The following is a 22,189-nucleotide window of genomic DNA, read 5'->3' as shown; positions in this document are numbered from 1 at the left end:
CCAACCTTACGAGAGCGATCGCCAGCAAGTCTTATTAGGTAGGAAGCTAGGGCGCTATCTATTCCACGATAGCAGTAAAATTCGCCCTCAAGACAAAGCGGGAAGGCTGTGTAAATTACACAAAATCTAAATTTTGTCAAGCCCTAGGGACTCCTACAGTATCCCCTTAGAACTAGGAATATGACCAGCGCGGCGCGGATCGATTTCCACCGCCATCCGCAAAGCTCTTGCAAATGCCTTAAACGTCGCCTCAATAATGTGATGGGAGTTAATTCCATCCAGTTGACGGATATGCAGCGTCATCTGAGAATGATTCACCACCGCCACAAAGAACTCTCTAACCAACTGCGTATCGTAAGTTCCGACGCGCTGCGTGGGAATTTCTAAGCCATAACTCAGATGAGGACGACCAGAAAAATCGAGCGATACCTGGACTAACGACTCATCCAACGGTGCGATAAAATGCCCAAAGCGGACAATCCCCTTGCGATCGCTCAACGCTTTCCCCAACGCTTGACCGAGGGTAATTCCCACATCTTCATTCGTGTGGTGATCGTCAATTTCAATATCCCCCGTCGCTTTCACCTCTAAATCGACCAACCCGTGCGACGAAATTTGATGTAACATGTGGTCGAGAAACGGAACTCCCGTCTTCGCATCGCAATGGCCTTGACCATCGAGATTAATCGACACATAAACATCCGTTTCCCCCGTGACGCGATGAACCGAAGCGCTACGAGTTTGAGCAATAGGAGCAGTAGAAGGGCGATCGCTAGTTTGCATAATTTAGAAATATCAGCCAGGTTAGGGCATAGTACAACCCTAACCGATAGAGCCAGAAATCAAAGACTACATTCCCATAATTTCATATCCGGCATCCACATAGATCGTCTGACCTGTAATCCCGCTTGCCAAGTCGCTGCTGAGGAACGCGGCTGTATTTCCTACCTCAGTCTGCGTCACGGTTCGGCGCAGGGGAGCCGTTTCTTCCACATGATGAATCATATCCAGGATACCGCCAACGGCCGAAGACGCCAACGTCCGAATCGGGCCGGCGGAAATCGCATTCACTCGAATATTATGCGGCCCCATTTCTGAAGCCAAATAGCGCACGCTGCATTCCAAACCCGCCTTCGCGACGCCCATCACGTTATAGTTGGGAATCACCTTTACCCCACCCAGATACGTTAGGGTAATAATACTCCCGCCTTCAGTCATTAACGGTTTAGCGGCTGCTGCCAGTTGGGTTAAAGAAAAAGTGCTAATCTCTAGCGCCGTCATAAACCCCTGGCGCGTCGTTTGGCTAAATTCACCGCTGAGTTCATCTTTGCCAGCAAACGCCAAACAATGAATTAAGATATCCAGGCGTCCCCATTGTTCTTGAACGGCGGCAAACATCGCCTGCACTTGGTCATCTTCCTGCACGTTACAGGGCACAATCAGGCTAGGATTGAGGGGAGCAACGAGTTCTTCAACTTTCTTTTTGTAGCGGTCTTTTTCGTCGGGCAAATAGTTAACCCCAATATTTGCCCCGGCTTTGTGAAGTTGTTGGGCAATTCCCCACGCAATAGAGCGGTTATTAGCGATCCCTGTAACCAGGGCATTTTTTCCGGACAAGTCCAACATAGCGGTTTGATTTTAGGTTAAATTAGGGGTCAAGTTCAACAAGGGTGTTCTGTGCTACAAGTTGGGTGAGCTTGAGCATCCGCGATCGCTAGCAAATGCCAGCCTGACCTATGAAATGGCAATTACCCTTCTGGCACTTTACCTTAATTGGGACTCCTGACACCCATCAAGCGAGGAGTTTTTTCTTCTCTCCCTTGCAAAGTAGCGGAATTCGGTTTGCTGGAAATCAGACAAATTTTCTGTAACACCAGGCACAAAAAACCGTTCAGGAGTAGGTTTAAGTGTTTTCAAAGTGCAATTTGTTCGTAGCTGATACACTTTTGTCCAACGCCAAAGACATCGCAGAGGCGTTCATCCATCAACTAGGGGAAATTCCGGAGCAACGGTTAAGGCGAAAGATATGGTAGTGACTGACGATAGACCGCTAGCATCTGTATTCCGTCAACTCAGTGGCGGTGTTTATCCGCCCGTTGTTGAAACGTTTGAGCGGGGAAAAACAATTTTCTTTCCAGGCGATCCCGCAGAAAGAGTCTATTTTTTACTCAAAGGGGCCGTCAAGCTATCGCGAGTTTATGAAGCCGGTGAAGAAATTACCGTCGCCTTGCTGCGCGAGAACAGCGTTTTCGGGGTGTTATCGCTGATTACTGGACATAAGTCGGACCGATTTTATCATTCTGTCGCGTTTACCCCGGTTGAGTTGCTGTCCCTACCCATCGAGCAAGTCGAAAAAGCCCTCAAGGAAAATCCCGAATTGTCCATGCTGATGCTACAGGGTCTTTCCTCTCGGATTTTACAAACCGAAATGATGATTGAAACCTTGGCACATCGGGATATGGGATCGCGCCTGGTGAGTTTTCTGTTGATTTTGTGCCGCGATTTTGGAGTGCCTAGCCCAGAAGGGATTACAATCGACTTGAAGTTATCCCATCAGGCGATCGCCGAAGCCATCGGTTCAACCCGCGTAACCGTGACGCGATTGCTGGGCGACTTGCGATCGGAAAAAATGATTTCCATTCACAAGAAAAAAATCACCGTTCACAATCCTGTGGCGCTGAGTCAACAATTTACCTAGGTTTGTTGTCATTTTTCGGGTTTTCCTTGTCCTTTTTGCCTCCGCTGGGGATAGGCTGTATCTGGACTTGCTATAGCTGCCTATGACCATCGGTATTATTTTGATCGTGGCGATTTTAGTCTTGGGAGGGGTTCTGGCCACTCTCGGCGATCGCATTGGCACAAAAGTAGGCAAAGCCAGACTCAGCTTATTCAATCTCCGACCCCGCGACACGGCGGTTTTAATTACGATCGTCACTGGCGTTCTGATTTCCGGATCGACCCTGGGAATTTTGTTCGCCACCAGCAAACCGCTGCGTCGGGGTGTTTTTGAATATGACGAAACCCAGCGCAACCTCCGACGCGCCCGCGAAGAACTCGATGAAGTTCACCGCCAAAAACTCAAATCGAAAACGAACTGATTGAAGCCAGAACAGAGCAAGCCCAAGCCCAAACCCGACTCAATGAAACCAATGAAGCGCTAGAAAGCGTTTTAGAACAGCGCGCCCAAACCGAAGCCCAACTCGCAGAAACCGAGGAACAAATTAGCCGCCTAGAAGCAGAATTTCGGGAAACCCAACGCGAACAAAGAGAACTCACCAATCGGTTTCAACAAGCCCAAGGGCGGCTGCAAGATGTCACCCAACAGGCAGCAAACCTGCGTCAAGACATTGCTCAACTGCAAGCCGAACGCCAAGATTTAATTCAACAGCGGGACGCCGTGCGCGAACAAATTGCCCAGCGCGACCAAGAAATTGCTCAACGCGATCGCGATTTGGCCGAACGCGACCAAGAAATTCTAGCCCGTAACAAAGCCCTAGAAGAACGCGATCGCGAAATTGCCGAACGTACCGCCATGATTGCCCAAGGCGAAAGACGCCTCGGAGAACTTGAAGATCAGCAGCGGCTTTTAGAACGCCAAGTCCGCATCCTAGAACGCTACTACCAGGACTATCAAGGCTTGCGCCAAGGCAACGTTGCCCTATTACGGGGTCAAATTTTAGCCTCTGGGGTGGTTCGCATTCCCGCACCCGATCGAGCCACAGAGGTGATTGAAGCCCTGCTGAATGAAGCCAATCGCAGCGCCTTAAGTGCGATCTTAAGTCCGGGTGAAGCCCCCCCTAGCGAACCCGTGATTCAAATTACCAATGTGGAAGTCGAGCAATTGACGAGCCAAATTGCTGACGGTCAAGATTATGTGGTGCGAATTCTTTCCGGCGGGAACTACGTACGCGGCGAAACCTCCGTGCGCGTATTTGCCGATGCAGTCCTCAATCAGATTGTGTTTCTCTCCGGGGAAGTGGTGGCGGCGACGCTTGTTAACCCGCTAACCATGACTGAGGAGCAAATTATGGAACGCCTCGATTTGTTGGTAGAGTCTTCTAAGTTTCGCGCCCGTCGGGCGGGAATTTTTGGCAATACCACGATTCAAATTGCCGATGGCAACCCGGAAACCCTCTTGCGGTTTATTCAGCAGGTTAAAGCGTCTTCTCAACCGCTGAATATTCGGGCGGTGGCGTCGGAAGCGATTTATACGGCCGGCCCGCTGAAGTTAGAATTTATTGCGATTCAAGATAATCAAGTCCTGTTTCGGACTTAAAGGATCGACGCCCGGTTCGCGATTAAACTCTAAAAGACCCTATTGATAGCTGTTTCTATGCCACCTACCGATCAACCCGCTATTTTAGGTTTCGATCCCGGTCGTCAAAAGTGCGGCCTGGCTGTGATGGGGGTCGATCGCGTATTGTACTATCATCAAGTGGTTGCTTCTGAAGCCGCGATCGCCACTATTGCCCAACTGCAAAAGCAATACCCAATTTCGCTGTTAGTGATGGGCGATCAAACCAGCGCTAAGGAATGGAAGCAAAGAATTAGCCAAGAATTGACCCTATCGGCGAATATCGTCACGGTTGACGAGCGCTATAGTTCTTTAGAGGCTCGCGATCGCTATTGGCAAATGTATCCGCCCCAAGGGTTGACTCGCCTCTTACCCAAGGGAATGCGCCAACCCCCTAGACCAATTGACGATATTGTCGCTATCCTGTTGATCGAGCGCTACCTAGAACGCCTGACCCGCGCTCTCTAAAACCCTAAGCCTAAATCTGGGGTTTCTAAAATATGCAGTTGCAATAAAGCCACGATCGCCACTGTAAACGCGGTGGAAGTTATTAAGCTGTTGAATAGGTCTTTTTTCCAATTCCGTTCGGTGGTTTGGACGATGACATCAGCAGCGCCTAACTGCATCAGCACGAACCCTGCAACATTCGAGAGCCAGTAACCCACCAGGGTAGCCGGAACTAACCATTCTGAAACCCACAGGCTGCACACAAAGCCGAAAGCATAGGCGATGGGTAAATTAAAAAATAAGTCGTTCCACCAAGAGAGGGGCGATAGCAAATATCCTAGGGTTAGAAGAAAGCCTCCCCGTATTTTTTTGAGCATGGCGATCTGATTTTTTGCTTGCATTTGCTGAGATTGAGCGCACCCAATCTCCACAAATCTTAAAGCCTGTTGGGGGCGATCGCCTCTACTACCTTTTTGAGATCCGTAAGGTACGCTTTCTTCAAAGTCCGGGGATCGGGTTGGATCTCGTCCCCTCAAAAAACGCTGTAGGCTTCTCCCCACAACAAAAGAGGGGCAAGGCTTCACCTCCCCCTCATCGACCAAATTTCAAGTCGCGTTTAAGCTTCTACAGCTTCAGCTTCTTCAACTTCAGTCACAGGTTGCTTAACCGTGAGGTAACGAATCACTTCATCGCTTAAGCGCATTGCTCTTTCGAGAACAGCCACAGCACTTCCGGGGGCGCGATAATTCATTTGGACGTAAACCCCTTCCCGCTGTCTGTCGATTTCATAAGCGAGGCGGCGCTTCCCGCGATGCTGGGTTTCTAGCCCTTGAGCGCCTTGATCGCGCAGAATGTTTTGATACTTATCGATATTTTGATCGACGAGTTCGTCCCCCAAGTCGGGACGCAAAATGTACATGGTTTCGTAGACGAAGTTATGCATGACCAATTTTCCTTGTGGGCAGTAGGGCTTCTTAAGCTGTCAACCGCAAGCAGAGATTCGCCGGGTAGCACCGCAGAAGCAAGGACTTACTATTGTATAGTGTTGACATCCTCATTTTGTCTAAGCGAGGGGCTGCCTCTTTAGACAGACGGTTCAAAAGCAATACAGCACCTCCCCTTGACTAGTGTTAGACCTGGGGTAAAGCTGTTGTGGCTCCGTTGAAACCGCAGTCTATTAATTTACCATATTTTGGGCTGACTCGCTCCCCGTACAGTCTGCACGCGACCGAACAGCGCTCTCATTTCCGGGTTGAAGGTTCGGTGCTAGGGAAAGCGATCGCATTTAGACCAACTACTCTGAAAATTTTCAACTCAACGCTAAAATAACTTAGCTCTAAAATTGTACATTATCGGTCTTCCCTTGCCTGTCATTGTTCTAGCTCCTCTCTCGACTCACACCCAAACCTAAACGTTATAGATACAAAGGCATGAGATGAGCTTATGGTGCAGCGCTATGTCCGAGTCCAAACCCGCGAAGGGCAAATCTATTATGGTTTACTGCAACTCAATCGTCAGGTGCAGGTTCTAGATGCACCGCCTTGGTTACAGGGACAACCCACGGATCTCGAATTAGACGCCGAACAGTATAAAATTCTGGCCCCTTGCGCGCCCTCAAAAATTGTGGCGGTGGGGAAAAATTATCCTAACCATGCCGCCGAAATGGGAGGCGAGGTGCCGGAAGAACCCCTGTTGTTTCTAAAACCGTCTACTTCGGCGATCGCAGCAGGTGTAGAGATTCGCTACCCTGCTCAGTCTACGCGGGTAGACTACGAGGGAGAGCTAGCACTGGTGATTGGCGAACGCTGTAGCGACTGCACGCCCGAACAGGCCCAAAATAAGATTTGGGGTTATACCATTGCTAACGATGTCACCGCCCGCGATTTACAGGCTAAGGATGGGCAATGGACGCGGGCAAAAGGGTTTGATACGTTTTGTCCTTTGGGGCCTTGGATCGTGCGAGAGGTCAGTCCTGGGGCGCTGTTACAGACCTTTCTCAATGATAGCGATCGCCCCCTGCAATCGGCTTCCATTGACCAGATGGTTTTTGCCCCTGATTTTCTGGTGTCTTATATTTCTAAGGTGATGATGCTTTTACCGGGCGATGTTGTTCTGACAGGCACTCCCGCCGGGATTGGGCCGATGCAAATTGGCGATCGCGTTCGCATCGAAATTGAAGGCATCGGTTACTTAGAAAACTCCGTAGTGGCTCGCACGCCCGTACCGCCTGCTTAGGATTGACACTTATCCTGCTTTATGCTACCGGACTTGAGCATAGGCAGCATCAGAGATCGTGGGAATTTCTGCATAACGACCCATCAGGGATTGCACTACTGCATACACAAACGCGACGACAATCGCCAAAAAGATGGTGTTGGATAGGGTTTCCAGCAAAATTCCCACTTGCAGCGCCGGACCGAGAATGTATTGGAACACCAAGTTACATAAGATTAAAACAATATCCAACAAAATCGCTTGCATCGCATTAAAGCGAATAAAGTGATTGATATTGGGATTTCTCACCACTGCTAAAAAGAGCGCAAAGAAAACAATTAAGCTAATAAAAGGCACGCTCGTATAAAGCTGGATCAACGGTAACAAGGGCACGAAGAGGAGTTGCAACACCGGGAACTGCATCAACAAAAATCGCCCAAACATCAACGCATCGATCAACGGCAGCAAATAGGGCAAGCAAGCAAAAATGCGATCGAGGACAGTCGTCGAACCGCGCCAAGTCATTTCAGAGTTCTCCTTTCAAATCGCAATCGGGTCAGCATTGACCCTTAAGCACAGGATAGCGCATATTGGGCCGAGCGTTGGAGCCAGAGGCAAGGCGCGATCGCTATTCAATACAAGCAATCCGAAACCCCATCTGACACTCATACTGAATCGGTTGAGCCGGCGAAGGACGCTGAAGAGCATGACCGCAGCGCAACTGACCTTGACGCCATCGAGGTTGACCGCTGCGATCGGCTAACAAACAGCCTTGACAAACCGTTTTCGGCGCAATGATTTGATCGTCAATGAGCATCACTAACATTGCTGAACCTCCAGAGCTTCTGTGAGGCGAATACCCTTATTTTAAGTGAGTTAAATTAGAAAATAGTGCTAATCAATACACACCTTAATACAGCGTTAACGTTCGATCCCAAACCCTTGCGCCGATCGTCTCAGGTTCAGGTTAAAAGCGCCCTCACCAGCCTGACAAGCTGTACTGAGCGCCAATTTTCCCAATTTGAGTGAAATCAGCAATCGGCGATCGCCCCAAAACTCCATTTGTCTAGATTAAAACGAAAAGTTATGATGATTGACTCAGGAGAATGTCAGCAATGAGCGATCGCCCTTGTCAGTTGAAGGCGCTCAAACAAGGGACAAGCCCTGCGTCTTGCCACCTCTCCACCCACCGGACAAAGTTGTCAAACTTCTGTTCAGCAATCGCACCAGCTTGCTACCTTAAGATAGCGGCTGCCTATATTTCGGGGAATTCTTGCAGTGACACAAACGAACTTAGACTTTCTAGTCAAAACCGATCCCACCGTTGCCACCATTATCCAACAAGAACTGCAACGCCAACGCGATCGCGTCGAACTGATTGCGAGTGAAAACTTCACCTCAGCAGCAGTCATGGCCGCTCAAGGCTGCGTCATGACCAACAAATACGCTGAAGGTCTACCGGGCAAACGCTATTATGGCGGCTGCGAGTACGTCGATCTTGTCGAACAACTCGCCATCGATCGCGTCAAGCAACTGTTTGGGGCAGCCCATGCCAACGTCCAACCCCACTCCGGGGCGCAAGCGAACTTCGCCGTCTTCCTCGCCCTGCTAGAGCCAGGAGACACGATCATGGGCATGGACTTATCCCACGGCGGACACCTCACCCACGGATCTCCCGTCAACGTATCCGGGAAATGGTTTAAAGTCTGTAACTACGGCGTCAGTCCAGAAACCGAACGCTTAGACTACGACCAAATTCTCGAACAAGCCCGCCAGCATCGACCCAAACTGATCATTTGCGGCTATTCCGCCTATCCGCGCATCATTGATTTTGAGAAGTTCAGAGCGATCGCCGATGAAGTTGGCGCTTACCTGCTAGCCGATATCGCTCACATCGCCGGACTCGTCGCCACCGGACATCATCCCAGCCCCCTCCCCTACTGCGATGTCGTCACCACCACCACCCACAAAACCCTACGCGGACCCCGTGGCGGTCTGATTATGACTCGCGATGCCGAACTGGGCAAAAAACTCGATAAAGCCGTATTCCCCGGCAACCAAGGCGGCCCCCTAGAACACGTCATCGCTGCCAAAGCCGTTGCGTTTGGCGAAGCCCTCGCCCCAGAATTTAAAACCTATTCTGCCGAAGTCATCGCCAACGCCCAAGCCTTAGCCAACCAACTGCAAGCACGCGGACTCAAAATTGTTTCCGGCGGCACTGACAATCACCTGATGTTAGTGGATTTGCGCTCCGTTAACATGACCGGGAAACGAGCCGACCAACTGGTGAGCGAAATCAACATCACCGCCAACAAAAATACCGTCCCCTTTGACCCCGAATCGCCCTTTGTCACCAGCGGTTTGCGCCTCGGTTCGCCCGCAATGACCACGCGGGGGATGGGAACGCCCGAATTTCAGGAGATTGGCAACATTATCGCCGATCGCCTCCTCAATCCCGAAGATAGCGCAATTGCTCAAAATTGTCGCCACCGGGTTGCCTCCTTGTGCGATCGCTTCCCCCTATACCCTCATTTGCAAATTCCGGTTCCCCAGCTTGAAAGCGCGTTAACTTAAGAGGACTCGCGAAATCTTCCTTTCTTCTGGTAAATTCGGTGATACACTAATCCCGACAAAGTTGAAATCATCAGTGTCGGGCTTAGAGTAGAAGTCTAATCAACTTCTAGTTGTCAAAGCAAGCGTCCTCACATTCAACCCGAACAGCGTTGCAGATGCCCTAAGAGTAGATGTACCACTTGCTTGCATTCATCGTCTCCGCCTTGGTTGTCCTCTGGAGTACGCCAGTGGTCAAAACCATTGGCCTGAAAAGCGGGTATATCGATCGACCTGGTGGACGTAAAGTTCACACCACCCCAATTGTGCGTTTAGGAGGTGTTTCCATCTTCCTGGGAACCCTCACCGCCCTTTTGGTTATTTGGTGGGCAGGCGGTTTTGGAATTTTGCCCCCCCATAAAGAATATGAAGTCTGGGGCGTGACCATTGGCGGTCTTGCCTTTTTCTTAATCGGTCTAGCCGACGACCTGTTTAGTCTCTCGCCCTTTACCCGTCTGTTGTTGCAAGGACTGGTTGCCACCTGGGCTTGGAATGTTGGCGTCCAAATTGACTTTTTAACTGTCCCTTTCGCCGGGTTAGTGCAATTATCGGATTGGATTAGCCTGCCCATTACCGTCATTTGGTTGGTGGGCATGGCAAACGCGATCAACTGGATTGATGGCTTAGATGGGTTAGCCGCCGGGGTTTCCGGTATTGCTGCCGTCGTCATGCTGATTGTCAGCTTATTTATGAACCAACCAGCGGCCGCCTTAATTGCCTCCGCCTTGGCAGGAGGGGCCTTGGGCTTTCTGCGCTACAACTTTAACCCCGCCCAAATTTTTATGGGAGATGGCGGGGCATACTTTATGGGGTTTACCCTAGCTGGCGTGGGCGTGATTGGATTGGTTAAAACTACAGCCGTGACAGCAGTGGTTTTGCCTTATCTGATTTTGGCCGTCCCCATTTTAGATATGTCGGCCGTGATTTTAGATCGGTTGCGAAGCGGGCGATCGCCCTTTGTGGCCGACAAGCGACATTTACATCACCGCCTCCTGCAAGCCGGTTTATCTCACCGCCTAACCGTTCTTGTCATCTATGCCCTCACCCTTTGGGTTGGCAGTTTAGCCTTAGCCGTTTCTGGCATTCCCAGCGGAGTTGGCTATGCGATCGCCGCCACCCTCTTGCTGAGTTACACCGGTTGGAAAGCTAGAAATCGCGCCCGATAAGTCAGCGTCCTCATTGTCTTCGCTTTGTTTATGGCTGCTGAAATTATTTGCGTTGGAACTGAATTGCTCTTAGGGGATATCCTCAACAGCAATGCTCAATTTTTGGCTCAACAGCTTGCTGCTTTGGGTATTCCCCACTACTATCAAACCGTAGTGGGAGATAACCCGACTCGCCTGTGTCGCGTCATTCAAACCGCCATAGACCGAGGGGCAGAGCTGCTGATTTTTACAGGCGGCTTAGGTCCAACCCCCGATGATTTGACCTGTGAAACCCTCGCCCAGTTTTTTGACGCGCCGCTGATTGAAGACCCCGAAATTGTCGCCGATATTGCTCAAAAGTACGCCCAACGCGGACGGGTGATGAACCCAACGAACCGCAAGCAAGCGCTTATTCCCCAAGGGGCAATGGTTTTACCCAATCCGGCGGGAACCGCACCGGGGATTATTTGGCAACCGCGCCCGTCTGTGACTTTACTGACTTTTCCTGGCGTCCCTAGCGAAATGCAACGGATGTGGCGGGAAACGGCCATTCCCTATCTCCAGTCTCAAGGTTGGGGAAAATCGATTATTTATAGCCGCACCCTTAAATTTTGGGGGATTCCTGAATCGGAACTCGCCCAAAAAGTCCGCGATTATTTTGATTTAACCAATCCCACGGTTGCCCCCTATGCTGGGAAAGGGGAGGTGAAACTCCGGATTTCTGCCCAAGCCCCTTCTTTAGAAACGGCTCAGGCTCTGATTGCGCCAGTGGAAGCCAAGCTGCGCGAAATGGGGGGAATGTACTGTTACGGAGCCGATGAGGAGACGCTGGCTTCTGTGGTGGGCAAATTGTTACAGGCGCGAGGACAGACTTTAAGCGTTGCTGAATCTTGCACCGGGGGCGGATTAGGTCAGATGATTACCGCGATCGCCGGGAGTTCAAGTTATTTTACCGGAGGTGCGATCGCCTACAATAATTCTGTGAAAATTCGCTGCTTGCAAGTCAATCCTGAAGATTTAGCAACCTGGGGTGCCGTCAGCGCTACCGTTGCTCAACAAATGGCTCGCGGCGTGCAGCAACTTCTCGGTACCCACTGGGGATTGAGTATTACAGGGATCGCCGGACCCGATGGGGGAACGGAGGAAAAACCTGTGGGTTTGGTTTATATTGGACTGGCAAAGCCCAATGGAACGGTTGAAAGTTTTGCCCATCAATTTGGGCATAATCAAGACAGAAGCGCGATTCGTCATCTGAGCGCCTGTGGTGCCCTCGACCATTTACGCCGCGAATTGTTAACAAGCGTAGCGATCGCCGAAGTCTCCACTTGATCGTGAGTGATGATTCGTTATGATGAAGTAAAGAATCTAGCTTTATTCTTGATTGACGCGAATCGGTGCTTTTTTAGCAAAGCAGAGAAATCCGGACAAGCTGAAGGAGCTTTGTATTTAATGGACTACATTGACAAGGTACTGGAAAAGTTAAAAGAATGGGCCCGCAAGCTGATTGAAGCTCTGCTTGGCCCGGAGGTCCAGCCCGAATCCGAACCCATTCCTATTCCGGTGCAAGATCGGGAACGTCGCAATCGGTAGTCTACGGGAATACTGGGACAAAGAACTTTGTTTAGCGTTTTAGTATTGCACGGTCCGAACCTCAACCTGTTAGGTCAACGCGAACCCGGAATTTACGGGAGTGTCACCCTAGCTGACATTAACCAAATGCTCGAAGCCGAAGGGCGATCGCTTCAGACCCAAGTCTCCACCTTTCAATCGAACCATGAAGGGGCACTTGTTGATGCCATTCACCAAGCCCTGAACCTGCATCAAGGTCTATTGATCAATGCCGGAGCCTACACGCATACCAGCGTAGCCATTCGAGACGCGATCGCCGCCGTTGCCCTCCCCACCGTTGAAGTCCATCTCAGCAACATCTATCGGCGCGAAGAATTCCGCCATCACTCCTATATTGCGCCCATTGCCATTGGGCAAATTAGCGGATTTGGCGCTCAAAGCTACCGCCTAGGCTTGCAAGCGCTGATCGAATACCTCAAAACTCAAACCCCCAAGAGCTAGCTAACCTCCCGCAGGAGGCTAGGCTAGCTCTTCTATTCCTCATTGGGGGCTTTCTTGACCTTACTTTTTGGCTTCTTCTTCGCCAAAGGCAAAAACCGATCTAAAGCCGCCTTCAGTTCCTCAATTTCCGCGTCAATATTCCCTTCTTGAGCAGCTCTGGCAATACATTGCGTCAAATGTTCGTCTAAAATCATCCGAGACACCCGATCGATCGCGCCGCGCACCGCCGCCAATTGAATCAAAACATCCGGACAAGGACAACTATCTTGGATCATCCCCTTAATACCGCGAACGTGACCTTCAATGCGAGACAGTTGATTGATCGTGCGACGTAGCGACTCCTCATCATGAACGTGCGGATGAGCTGTTCCTGAACCGTGGCTGCGAGCATGAGCCTCTTCTAAACCGTCATTCTCCTCAAGGTCTGTAAAATCTGCAAGGAGTTCTTCGTCAGCGCGTGAATTAGATCCAATCATTCGTTGTGTTAATGCCTGAGTTCATCTCGATCCTAACCAATCTTAGGGCGGCTGCTGCTAGCGCGACCTGTTAAATTTCGACTTCCGTTTTCAGTTGGCACTGGGTACATAGCCCAAAAAACTCTAGCGTGTGATAGTAGATTTTGAACTGGTGCGATCGCTGCAAATCCCGTTCTAACTGATGCACCGGACATTCATCAATCAAAATCGAATCGCCACAGCGCAAGCACGTTAGATGGTGTTGATCTTGCTGCATCGAACTATAAAGCGATTCGCCATTGGGAAGCGTCCGCACCTGCAACGATCCTTCTTGCTTCAGCGCCTCCAAAGAACGGTAAACCGTCGCCAGTCCAATCGTTTGATTGCGATTTCGTAGTTCGACATAGATATCTTGCGCTGAAAGACTGCGATTAAGCGACTTCAGCAACTTGAGAATTCGTTCTTGACTCCGGGTATGTTTAGCATTCATAACATCATTAATACAGTCTCAAAATCATTAACGATCGGGATCTTCTCCCAGTTCGCGCAGTCTAGCCGCTAAACGTTCGGCGCGAAGGCGTTCCTGTTCGGCACGTTGGCGCTCTTGTTCGGCACGTTGCTGTTCCTGTTCGGCGCGAAGGCGTTCCTGTTCCACCTGTTGTTGAGCCGCCTCTTCCGGTAATAGCACTAAATTACGATCGCGATCGTAGAAACGCAGCCAAACCGCCGTTTCTCGTTGAATTGTGCCTTCCCAGGTTCCCACCCAAAAACCGAGAGACTGACACCACAACCACCCTCTGTCATTAGGTTCTAGGGGATGATAGCGAAAGTTATCCTGACTTAACCGCCAGCCTTGTAAAGAATCTGGGTTGAACGGATCGTAAACCAAATAATCCGGCGTTCTAAAGATGCGTTCGTAGATGTCTCTTTTGGGACCGATATCGTTTTGAGCCGTAGATTGAGACATTAGCTCAATAATGACATCGGGATAGCGTCCATTTTCTTCCCAAACGACCCAACCCTGACGAGAGGTTGTGCTATCCACATCCAAGACGGCGAAAAAGTCCGGCCCGCGAAAGTCCCGATTGCGAGCTTGGGCGCTACTGTAGTAGATAAACATATTGCCCCCGGTAAAGAAGTCTGTCCGGTGGCTCCAAGCGGATTCTAAGGATCGGATCAAGACATTCATGGCGATCCGATGGCGATTGCTTTCCAATGGCTCTCCGTCATCGAAAATTAAGTCAGTAGGAGGCATGGGGGGTTCCCATTCTGGAACCTCCGCTGCGGACAATTGCGTTTGAGAAGTTGCCTCGACTGACATAAGAAAAGTGCTTTGCTCGTTTTTTCTCAATATATTCAGATTAGCAAGAGTCTGGAGCCTTAGAATTAAGAAGACAAGTCAAGCTGAGATTATTTCATTAGGTCAGGCCCGTGAGTCGGAAGTATCAAGCTCAAATTTATGTAACGTTGCGTCCTTCGGTATTAGATCCGGCGGGGGTTGCTGTCGCTTCAGGGTTGAAGCAGTTAGGCTATGAAAGCGTTGAAGGGGTTCGGATTGGTAAGTATATTGAGCTAAGTCTGAGTGCAGAAAGCGAGGCGGATGCTAAAACTCAGCTAGATCGGATGTGCGATCAACTGTTGGCGAATCCGGTGATTGAGAATTATCGCTTTGAAATTGCTGAATTGGCTGCGTCTGTTTAGGGAGAAATGGGGAATTGAGAGATATGAAGTTTGGGGTTGTCGTTTTTCCGGGTTCTAATTGCGATCGCGATGCGGCTTACGTCACGCGCGACTTACTCAATCAACCCACTCGCCTGGTTTGGCACCAAGATACGGATATTGCCGATCTAGATGCGATTGTTGTACCGGGGGGATTTAGTTACGGCGATTATCTGCGCTGCGGTGCGATCGCCCAGTTTTCTCCCATTATGCAGGCTGTTGTCCAACACGCGCAACAGGGGAAATTTGTTTTAGGCATTTGTAACGGCTTCCAAATTTTAACGGAGGTTGGCTTATTGCCGGGGGCGTTGGTAAGAAATCGCGATTTGCACTTTATTTGCGATCGCGTTCCTCTTAAAGTTGAAAATACTCAATCTCCCTGGACGCAAGCGTATACCCCAGGTGAAATCATTACCCTACCCGTCGCTCACGGCGAAGGGTGCTATCATGCCGATGCTGAAACGCTAGCCGCTTTAGAAGACAACGGACAAGTGCTGTTCCGCTATGAAACTCCCCTTAACGGGTCTTTAAATAATATTGCAGGCATTTGCAATAAACAGGGTAACGTGCTAGGAATGATGCCTCACCCCGAACGCGCAGCCGATCCGCTTCTCGGTTCAACCGATGGTATAGGATTATTTCGCGGACTCCTAGCAGCAGCCGAAACTCGACTTTTTACCACCGTCTAATTAAAGGTTGCGTGAATAACAAGAAACCGCTCATCATCACCGCCATCATCCTGATTTTACTGATCGGTGGCTTTGCTGCGATCGCCCTTAAAGATCGGTTTCCCCAAATTCAAGACTGGCTGCTCTCTTTAGGGGTTTGGGCGCTTCCTGCATTTATTTCCATGTATGTTGGAGCCAGCATTATTGGCATTCCTTCAGCAATTCTAATGCTAGCGTCCGGCTCGTTATTTGGATTTTTTAAAGGTTGGGGGATCGTCTCTTTAGCTGACACCCTCAGCGCTGTACTTTGCTACGGCTTAGGTCGTACAATTGCGCGTCAATGGGTCAAAAAATGGATTTCCAATCGCAAGCAATTTGTAGCTCTAGACCGCGCTGTTGAACATAAGGGGTGGAAAATTGTTTTATTCGCGCGCCTTTCTCCCCTCCTTCCCTCCAACATTCTCAACTACGGGTTTAGCCTCACTAAAATTAACTTCTGGCATTACTTATTTTTTACCTGGGTGGGAATGCTACCCGTTACAGGCTTCTACGTCTATCTCGGTTCCCTGGGCGGAAACTTAATGCGGGGACAACAATCACCGGGCCAATTAGGTCTACAATTGCTGGGTTTAGGCGCAACCCTACTCGCCATCATTTATACAACGCGGCTAGCTAAGAAAACCCTATCAGAAAGCTTGGAAGCCGAAGATTAAGAGGGTGGGGGAAGAGGAGTGCAAAGTACCGAGTTCCGAGTACCGAGTAGGAAATAAGGAGTGCAAAGTGCTGTTGCTAGCTTCCGCGCAGCGGTGTGCTGAGTTAATAGTTACCAAGTTTTCCTATCTTTTCTTCTCCTATTCTCTTTTGTTCTTCCCTAACTCCCAATTCCTAATTCCCTTTCTTCCCCCCATCCCCCAGCTTCTTCCTTCAACTACTTCAACAAAAGATAATAGAGTTCGCCGGGATGGTTAATTAAGCCAGCGCGATCGCCTGCGTGAGTTCCCGTTCCCATAAAGATATCCACCCGTCCGGCTCCTTTGATGGCTCCTCCGGTATCCTGATCGAGGACATAGCGGCTGGTAGGACGGGGTTCTAACACGCCATTTTCGTTGGGATAAGGAATTTGGGTTTGAATCCAAGCTAATGCCCCAGGCGGCATCAACGACTTATCGGTCGCGATCGAGCGTTCGGCTATCACGGGGACGCCGATACTTCCGGTTGCGGGTGCGCCGTGGGTTTCCCGGAAAAAGACAAAACTTTGATTGCGCGATAAATACGGGTTGAGTTCGTCAGGGTTAGCGCGGAAATAGGCTTTGAGGACGGGGAGAGATAAGTTTTCTTCTGGCACCTTGCCATCGTTAATCAACTCGCGGCCGATACTGCTGTAAGGTCGGTCTGTTTTTCCGGCAAAACCCACACTCATCGTTTGACCGTCCGGGAGTTGGAGGCGGGCCGATCCTTGAACGTGGACTAAAAAGGCCTCAAAGCGATCGCGCAACCAAACCACCTCTAAACCGCGCATCCTAGGGGTTCCCCGTCCATCAAGACCTTCTAAATCTAGGCGAGTGGGGTGGGGGGCGCGCCAGTTGGCAAACCCCGATGGGAGGCGATAGAGGGGATAGCGATACTCGGCGCTGGGGGTACGACTCGCCGCATAGGTGGGTTCAAAGTATCCCGTAAACGAGACGGTTCCCTCGCCATCTTTCCCGGTGGCTTTATACCAGTTGAACTCCCGCTTCACGGCTGCTTGGAGTTGGGCGGGAGTTTGGGAGGTTTCCACCAGGGTACGAAAGCGCAACAAAGAACGCCGGACGCGATCGCGGGTAATGCTCGGAACCGGATAGTTGCGGTAAGCTTGCGCCGCTGCTGGTGTTTGAAGATAGCGCAAGCTGCCATCAATGGCCCTTAAGAGCGATCGCTTATCCTCCAGATCGTCCCATCCCAAGGTATCCCAAGCCTGAGCCAGTTGCGGTTGACTCACCGGACGCAACGCCGGAGAAGGATTCGCCCAAACCCTGTGGCTTAAGGGAAACAGGCATAAGCCCACAATTACCCAGCGAACGAAGCGTTGTTTTGCCGAAGGATCTTTCATTGCTAGCCTAATTTACTCGTCATAGGAGCGATCGATGCTAGAAGTGTAAACAGGTTCCACGCGAATGGCTAAAATTCGCGAAGGACGCACCACCATATACTCGCCTTGGGCAATTTTGAGGGGAACGCTGATAAAGTCATCAGAGCTAGATTTGGGTACCACTTCGCTGGCGTACCACTTCTGAAAGTCTTGAATCGTTAGAAAGCGAACGACTTCGCGGTGGCCGCCATCAATCATCAGATGGACTGCAAATTCATCAGGGGTTCTCGGCATATTGCTCTCTTTTTCTCAATGTCCCGCCCCTATTATCAGACGGGAGGGGGCAAAACGCATCGGCGATTCTAGGGGTGAGAATCGCGGACTTCTTCACTGAATTTAACCACAGCCTGGGTAATGCTTTGTTGCAAATTGGCGTAAACTTTAGCAAATGGGGGCTGCCAATCAGATAAGCCAAGTAAATCGGCGGTGACGAGGACTTGTCCGTCGCAGTGGGGGCCCGCGCCAATCCCAATGGTGGGAATCGGGATTTTTTGGGTAATTTGGGCGGCCAGATCGTCCGGAATATGTTCTAACACGATCGCAAAGGCTCCGGCTTCAGCGAGGGCGATCGCCTCTTGGGTGATGCGAACGGCGGCGGACTCCGTTTTTCCCTGTTGGCGATATCCCAACTGGTGAACGGACTGCGGCGTTAGCCCAATATGACCTAAAACTGGAATTCCCGCCTGAGTTAACCGCGCCACGGTTTCCACCATTTCCGGATAGCCGCCCTCCAGTTTAACGGCTTGCGCGCCTGTTTCCTTCAAGACTCGACCCGCTGAATGGATCGCTTGGGCGATGCTTTCTTGATAGGTCAGAAACGGTAAGTCGCACACCACTAACGCCTGCTTGACGCCTCTCCGCACGGCTTTGGTGTGATGCAGCATTTCCTCTAGGGTAATGGGAAGCGTCGTTTCGTATCCCAACGCGACCATCGCCAGCGAGTCCCCCACCAGGATTAAATCTACCCCGGCTTTATCCAGCAACTGCGCGATCGCATAATCCCACGCGGTTAGCGCCACAATGGGACGACCTTGGTTTTTCCACTGAATCAATTGTTGGGTAGTAACGGGCATAGATTGAGTAATGAACGATTGAGGGCATACTTTTAATTTACTGCGATCGCGTAAACGCCAAATGCGCTCTAGCGCGTCCGGTACTCATACTCACCCACGCTAACCCCTCGCTGGTTCCCACCCAAAGTTTATTTCCCGTATCCGGTGACAGCGAGAGAATGCGATTGGAAGGCAGATCCGGAACCTGTCCCACCACCTGATTGACGCGCGGATCGTAGCGTAGCAAACCATTATCCGTCCCGATCCACAAACTTCCCAACTGGTCGAACGCCAATGCAGAAATTTGCCGTTCTGCGACTGCTTCCACATTGCGGAGAATTGCGCCCGTAGTGGCATCCAATTCCAGTAAGCTATTGAGCGTCCCAACCCATAGCGTCCCTTGGGGACTCACCGCCAAGGCTTGTACCGTCGTTCCCGGTATGTTGCCAACGCGATCGAGAATAAACGCACTCGCCGTATTAACCCGTACCAAGCCTTCTAAAGTCCCCACCCAAAGTTGACCTTCTGGATCGAGGGCTAGCGCATTGGCACTCACGCCGGGTAGCTGCTGTAACGTTGTCATCCGCAAGCCTTGATCCGGGCTAATTAACACCAAACCGCGATCGGTTCCCACCCATAAATAGCCGCGACGGTCGATCAGTAACGATAATACCCGATTGGACGGTAATGAAAAGTTCTCTGCGGTCACTTGACTGGTTTGACGATCCACTCGGCGCAACCCTTCGTAGGTTCCCACCCAGATCCGCCCCACTCGATCTTGCACTAAACCGCCGATCGCAATATTGGGTAAGCTCACCCGCGACAGAATATTACCCGTATTTGGATCGATGCGGGCTAACCCCAACCACGATCCCACCCAAAGATTCCCATCAATATCGCGTTGCAAAGCCCCAACCCGATAATCATTGGTTAAACCCTGCAACTCTTGACGGTTGCGTTCTTGGGGTAAAGGATCGATACCGCGCGGGGGGGCGCTAGGCGAATAGATTACCGTATTTTGAGCGATCGCGCTTCGCCAGTTGACTCCCATTAAGCCGAACAGGAGAACGCTGGCAATTAAACCTAAAGACGAGAGTGCAACTTTCACGAGTTAAACTTCCTTGATGATACGCTCGCTTTTCTGGCTCAATTTTATGAAAATTCTGGTAGTTTCAGTGAATATCCAACCTGAAACGGAGATTGATTAATGGGAAGATTCATCGATCTATCGGTTTCTTGGACGAGCAGTAACCTTAATTTTCTCCAAAGGGGGCGATTTCTGGTTTTTTCATACCAAGAACGTAACAATCCTAAAAAGTCTTCGCAGACTTCCCCATAGGGAAACAACAAGTCTAGATCGTTCAGGTATAAAATTAGGGGTTCATTCAACTGGGGGAATACGTACTCTTCTAAGTAGGTGGTACAGCTTACCTTTGCCCCCAGGCATTCTTCATCCCAACCCTCATCTAACTGGTTGGGTAAACCTAACTCCCGAACTAGGTTCAGACAAAACCAGCGCAGAAATTGATTGAGATTGAAGAAATGAGCTTGCGGATCGGCAAATTCAAAACTCATTTGAACAATCCGATAATTTTGAGTGGATAATTGGCTTAAGAGTCGATCGAGCCAAGCCATCCCTCCCTTTTGCTTCGGGGCTTGCAAACAAATCAGACAACCTGGTGTTGCTAAGAGTTCTTGTACAGCCGCTTCAACAGAGACAAGATTGACTTCTAAGGATTTTTGCTGTTTACGCTCAGTAATGGCTGGAGGTTCAAGCAAAACTTCTGGCTGGCTAGATTGTTTTTCCCAATATCGTTTTAAGGCTTCTTTGAAGTTACTTTTACGGACTTTTTCACCCAAAGCCAGCGACAACAGCTTCCAGAGTTTGGGCGCGACATCTTGGCTAATATAACTCGTTGCATATTGATGTTGGGCAGCAATGCGATCGTATTCTTCGCGCACCCAAGATCCCTTAATTACAATAACTTCAACATCAGTCAGGTTTCTCTGGGTGGCAGCGAATACGGCTTGATTTGCAACTTTAAGCGCTTCGGTTAAATCGAACTCCATAATTGTCCAGATTGAAAACTCTCAGTAAAGAAAATAGACAGCTTCAGCCAAAGTTCGGGAAAATAGAGCGAGATGAATTTGACTCCGGGATTGAGAATCGGGCGATCGATCCTTATAATCGCAAATTCAGCGGTAATTTGAAAGGGCTAATCAATAAATAACCATCCTAAAGCAGCCTCTAGGATGGTAGTTCGTTCGATCGCGGGATCTTAAGAAGGCATGAGCAGTTGAGATTCAGAGCTTGAAGACGGGTTTGGATGCTCGATATAGGCTTCAACGAGCGAGGCTTTAGATTCCGTCATAAAGAAGGCGTTGAGACTATTTTTGAAGGTTGGGATAAATTTCCCTCTCTTAAAGGCATAAATTTGATAGCCAAAGCTTTTCAAGTAATCAATAATTCGCTTGCTCGGTGATTCTATTAGTAGGACGGGTTGGTGAGTTCGGATCGTTGTTTCTCCCCCTTGCAAAGCTTGAAATTCATAGCCTTGGACATCTATTTTTATAAAAAATGGGGCGAGTTTCAACTCATCTAGTTGCCGAATGTGACACTTAAATTGTTCTAGGGTCAGCAATTCTTCCTGATAGTTGTACATTCGATCCTTAAGCCATTCGCTTGCCTCTTGATAGTTAAAAGAGGCTAGACCGTCAAACATCCATTTTTTGTAAAAGGGGACGTAAAGGAGTTCTTCTGTGGCGGTATTCCCTAAGCCGAATTTATGAATTTTGACTCTAGGATGATTGCCATACAACTTTTCAATACAGTCGCACATCCAGGGATTAGGTTCAAACATGTGAATTTGACCTTTGTGTGTTGTCATCAGGATGGCGTCTGTACTTTGACCGCGATTTGCGCCAACATCTAAAAAGACAAAGTTCTCGGACTCAGGAAACAGAGAAAGGGCGTTAAAGTCTTTTTCAAAAGGGATTTTAAATTGATTGCGATAAAGCCTCATCAGGTGAAACTTAGTTTCTAACAGGTAAGGAAAGTTAGTCTGAAAAGTTCGGAGAACCTTTTTAAATTCAATCATATTTAACAACCTTGGAGAAAATCAGGTTTGAAGGGAACCAAAGGTCGGCGATCTAAAGGGCGATCGCTCAATTATTTTCGTTGCGATTGAAAAAGAGTGACTTGACAGCAATTAGACAGTTAAATTCTGTCTAAAGAGAAAATTAGAGGCCGTTTCTACGGGTTTAAGTTTTTAGGATTATAAACCAATGCTTGGGGGGTCTTTAAAGGTTTGTTTGAATAAATTAATAATTTAAGATTTACGGGTAATAATTAATACAAATACAACCTAAAAAATAAAGCGCAGTGGT

At 49.6% G+C, this 22,189-nt stretch carries 28 protein-coding genes; 13 read left to right on the top strand and 15 right to left on the bottom strand.

The window, feature by feature from the left end:
• Positions 1 to 153 precede the first annotated feature (153 nt).
• Together hisB and fabI are read right to left on the bottom strand one after the other, a co-directional pair.
• The gene (gene hisB, locus QQ055_RS09705) at positions 154 to 783 is read right to left on the bottom strand and encodes an imidazoleglycerol-phosphate dehydratase HisB (RefSeq protein ID WP_283362260.1); all 630 of its coding nucleotides are present in this window, start codon (positions 781 to 783) and stop codon (positions 154 to 156) included.
• Between the two features lie 66 nt (positions 784 to 849).
• Positions 850 to 1,626, bottom strand: coding sequence for an enoyl-ACP reductase FabI (gene fabI / locus QQ055_RS09700; protein WP_283362259.1), 777 nt, complete (start codon positions 1,624 to 1,626; stop codon positions 850 to 852).
• A gap of 400 nt (positions 1,627 to 2,026) precedes the next feature.
• Between fabI and ntcA the strand changes: the two genes are divergently transcribed.
• The 4 genes from ntcA (at position 2,027) to QQ055_RS09680 (ending at position 4,762) form a co-directional block, all read left to right on the top strand.
• On the top strand, positions 2,027 to 2,698 hold the full coding sequence (gene ntcA / locus QQ055_RS09695) for a global nitrogen regulator NtcA (protein ID WP_069968504.1): 672 nt from the start codon (positions 2,027 to 2,029) through the stop codon (positions 2,696 to 2,698).
• 82 nt (positions 2,699 to 2,780) lie between these two features.
• Positions 2,781 to 3,098 (top strand): DUF3084 domain-containing protein, encoded by a 318-nt coding sequence (locus tag QQ055_RS09690; protein ID WP_286004623.1) that lies wholly within the window; start codon positions 2,781 to 2,783, stop codon positions 3,096 to 3,098.
• Positions 3,099 to 3,397: 299 nt separating this feature from the next.
• Positions 3,398 to 4,276: a DUF3084 family protein gene (locus tag QQ055_RS09685; RefSeq protein ID WP_286004622.1), complete on the top strand. Its 879-nt coding sequence runs from the start codon at positions 3,398 to 3,400 to the stop codon at positions 4,274 to 4,276.
• Between the two features lie 57 nt (positions 4,277 to 4,333).
• Positions 4,334 to 4,762 (top strand): pre-16S rRNA-processing nuclease YqgF, encoded by a 429-nt coding sequence (locus tag QQ055_RS09680; protein ID WP_283362257.1) that lies wholly within the window; start codon positions 4,334 to 4,336, stop codon positions 4,760 to 4,762.
• On the opposite strand, the gene QQ055_RS09675 is transcribed toward QQ055_RS09680, so the two are convergent.
• The gene (locus tag QQ055_RS09675) at positions 4,759 to 5,172 is read right to left on the bottom strand and encodes a DUF7980 family protein (RefSeq protein ID WP_286004621.1); all 414 of its coding nucleotides are present in this window, start codon (positions 5,170 to 5,172) and stop codon (positions 4,759 to 4,761) included. The two genes, QQ055_RS09680 and QQ055_RS09675, sit on opposite strands and share 4 nt — an antisense overlap.
• 185 nt (positions 5,173 to 5,357) lie before the next feature.
• A complete protein-coding gene (rpsF, locus tag QQ055_RS09670) occupies positions 5,358 to 5,684 on the bottom strand; it encodes a 30S ribosomal protein S6 (RefSeq protein ID WP_069968507.1) in 327 nt (108 codons plus the stop codon).
• A 500-nt stretch (positions 5,685 to 6,184) separates the two neighbouring features.
• Here rpsF and QQ055_RS09665 point away from each other — a divergent pair, with 500 nt between their 5' ends.
• Complete coding sequence (locus tag QQ055_RS09665) at positions 6,185 to 6,976, top strand: fumarylacetoacetate hydrolase family protein (RefSeq protein WP_286004620.1); 792 nt, start codon at positions 6,185 to 6,187, stop codon at positions 6,974 to 6,976.
• A gap of 24 nt (positions 6,977 to 7,000) precedes the next feature.
• On the opposite strand, the gene QQ055_RS09660 is transcribed toward QQ055_RS09665, so the two are convergent.
• Together QQ055_RS09660 and QQ055_RS09655 are read right to left on the bottom strand one after the other, a co-directional pair.
• The gene (locus tag QQ055_RS09660) at positions 7,001 to 7,480 is read right to left on the bottom strand and encodes a Tic20 family protein (RefSeq protein WP_069968509.1); all 480 of its coding nucleotides are present in this window, start codon (positions 7,478 to 7,480) and stop codon (positions 7,001 to 7,003) included.
• Positions 7,481 to 7,583: 103 nt separating this feature from the next.
• The gene (locus tag QQ055_RS09655; RefSeq protein ID WP_069968510.1) at positions 7,584 to 7,781 is read right to left on the bottom strand and encodes a hypothetical protein; all 198 of its coding nucleotides are present in this window, start codon (positions 7,779 to 7,781) and stop codon (positions 7,584 to 7,586) included.
• Positions 7,782 to 8,233: 452 nt separating this feature from the next.
• Here QQ055_RS09655 and glyA point away from each other — a divergent pair, with 452 nt between their 5' ends.
• The 5 genes from glyA (at position 8,234) to aroQ (ending at position 12,780) form a co-directional block, all read left to right on the top strand.
• A complete protein-coding gene (glyA, locus tag QQ055_RS09650) occupies positions 8,234 to 9,529 on the top strand; it encodes a serine hydroxymethyltransferase (protein ID WP_283362254.1) in 1,296 nt (431 codons plus the stop codon).
• Positions 9,530 to 9,699: 170 nt separating this feature from the next.
• Positions 9,700 to 10,731, top strand: coding sequence for a glycosyltransferase family 4 protein (locus tag QQ055_RS09645; protein ID WP_286004619.1), 1,032 nt, complete (start codon positions 9,700 to 9,702; stop codon positions 10,729 to 10,731).
• A gap of 30 nt (positions 10,732 to 10,761) precedes the next feature.
• Complete coding sequence (locus QQ055_RS09640) at positions 10,762 to 12,039, top strand: competence/damage-inducible protein A (RefSeq protein WP_286004618.1); 1,278 nt, start codon at positions 10,762 to 10,764, stop codon at positions 12,037 to 12,039.
• A 9-nt stretch (positions 12,040 to 12,048) separates the two neighbouring features.
• Positions 12,049 to 12,300: a hypothetical protein gene (locus tag QQ055_RS09635; RefSeq protein WP_069968514.1), complete on the top strand. Its 252-nt coding sequence runs from the start codon at positions 12,049 to 12,051 to the stop codon at positions 12,298 to 12,300.
• Positions 12,301 to 12,327: 27 nt separating this feature from the next.
• On the top strand, positions 12,328 to 12,780 hold the full coding sequence (aroQ, locus tag QQ055_RS09630) for a type II 3-dehydroquinate dehydratase (protein ID WP_198931456.1): 453 nt from the start codon (positions 12,328 to 12,330) through the stop codon (positions 12,778 to 12,780).
• A gap of 32 nt (positions 12,781 to 12,812) precedes the next feature.
• Here the strand turns inward: aroQ and QQ055_RS09625 are convergent, their stop codons facing one another.
• From QQ055_RS09625 to QQ055_RS09615, 3 genes are all read right to left on the bottom strand, one after another.
• The gene (locus QQ055_RS09625; RefSeq protein WP_069968516.1) at positions 12,813 to 13,256 is read right to left on the bottom strand and encodes a metal-sensing transcriptional repressor; all 444 of its coding nucleotides are present in this window, start codon (positions 13,254 to 13,256) and stop codon (positions 12,813 to 12,815) included.
• A 70-nt stretch (positions 13,257 to 13,326) separates the two neighbouring features.
• Positions 13,327 to 13,725: a Fur family transcriptional regulator gene (locus QQ055_RS09620; protein ID WP_069968517.1), complete on the bottom strand. Its 399-nt coding sequence runs from the start codon at positions 13,723 to 13,725 to the stop codon at positions 13,327 to 13,329.
• A gap of 27 nt (positions 13,726 to 13,752) precedes the next feature.
• On the bottom strand, positions 13,753 to 14,556 hold the full coding sequence (locus QQ055_RS09615) for a Uma2 family endonuclease (protein WP_283362252.1): 804 nt from the start codon (positions 14,554 to 14,556) through the stop codon (positions 13,753 to 13,755).
• Positions 14,557 to 14,666: 110 nt separating this feature from the next.
• Between QQ055_RS09615 and purS the strand changes: the two genes are divergently transcribed.
• From purS to QQ055_RS09600, 3 genes are read left to right on the top strand one after another with little or no spacing between them, the layout of a single operon-like run.
• Entirely contained in the window at positions 14,667 to 14,936 is a 270-nt protein-coding gene (purS, locus tag QQ055_RS09610) for a phosphoribosylformylglycinamidine synthase subunit PurS (RefSeq protein WP_069968519.1), read from the top strand.
• A gap of 23 nt (positions 14,937 to 14,959) precedes the next feature.
• Entirely contained in the window at positions 14,960 to 15,643 is a 684-nt protein-coding gene (gene purQ / locus QQ055_RS09605; RefSeq protein ID WP_283362251.1) for a phosphoribosylformylglycinamidine synthase subunit PurQ, read from the top strand.
• Between the two features lie 11 nt (positions 15,644 to 15,654).
• Positions 15,655 to 16,335, top strand: a complete 681-nt coding sequence (locus QQ055_RS09600) for a TVP38/TMEM64 family protein (protein ID WP_283362250.1) — start codon at positions 15,655 to 15,657, stop codon at positions 16,333 to 16,335.
• A 215-nt stretch (positions 16,336 to 16,550) separates the two neighbouring features.
• Here QQ055_RS09600 and mltA read toward each other — a convergent pair whose 3' ends face one another.
• The 6 genes from mltA to QQ055_RS09570 form a co-directional block, all read right to left on the bottom strand.
• Positions 16,551 to 17,711 (bottom strand): murein transglycosylase A, encoded by a 1,161-nt coding sequence (gene mltA, locus QQ055_RS09595; protein WP_283362249.1) that lies wholly within the window; start codon positions 17,709 to 17,711, stop codon positions 16,551 to 16,553.
• 12 nt (positions 17,712 to 17,723) lie between these two features.
• On the bottom strand, positions 17,724 to 17,984 hold the full coding sequence (locus QQ055_RS09590) for a hypothetical protein (protein WP_283362248.1): 261 nt from the start codon (positions 17,982 to 17,984) through the stop codon (positions 17,724 to 17,726).
• Between the two features lie 68 nt (positions 17,985 to 18,052).
• Positions 18,053 to 18,823, bottom strand: a complete 771-nt coding sequence (panB, locus tag QQ055_RS09585) for a 3-methyl-2-oxobutanoate hydroxymethyltransferase (protein WP_069968524.1) — start codon at positions 18,821 to 18,823, stop codon at positions 18,053 to 18,055.
• 37 nt (positions 18,824 to 18,860) lie between these two features.
• Positions 18,861 to 19,853 carry a ligand-binding sensor domain-containing protein gene (locus QQ055_RS09580; protein ID WP_349775342.1) on the bottom strand — a complete coding sequence of 331 codons (993 nt, stop codon included), beginning with the start codon at positions 19,851 to 19,853 and terminating at the stop codon, positions 18,861 to 18,863.
• Positions 19,854 to 19,954: 101 nt separating this feature from the next.
• The gene (locus QQ055_RS09575; protein ID WP_284478545.1) at positions 19,955 to 20,872 is read right to left on the bottom strand and encodes an AAA-like domain-containing protein; all 918 of its coding nucleotides are present in this window, start codon (positions 20,870 to 20,872) and stop codon (positions 19,955 to 19,957) included.
• 209 nt (positions 20,873 to 21,081) lie between these two features.
• Complete coding sequence (locus QQ055_RS09570) at positions 21,082 to 21,900, bottom strand: FkbM family methyltransferase (protein WP_284478544.1); 819 nt, start codon at positions 21,898 to 21,900, stop codon at positions 21,082 to 21,084.
• Positions 21,901 to 22,189 lie beyond the last annotated feature (289 nt).

It is taken from the genome of Geitlerinema calcuttense NRMC-F 0142, from assembly GCF_030285425.1.
This window is presented reverse-complemented; position numbering and strand designations above follow the sequence as displayed.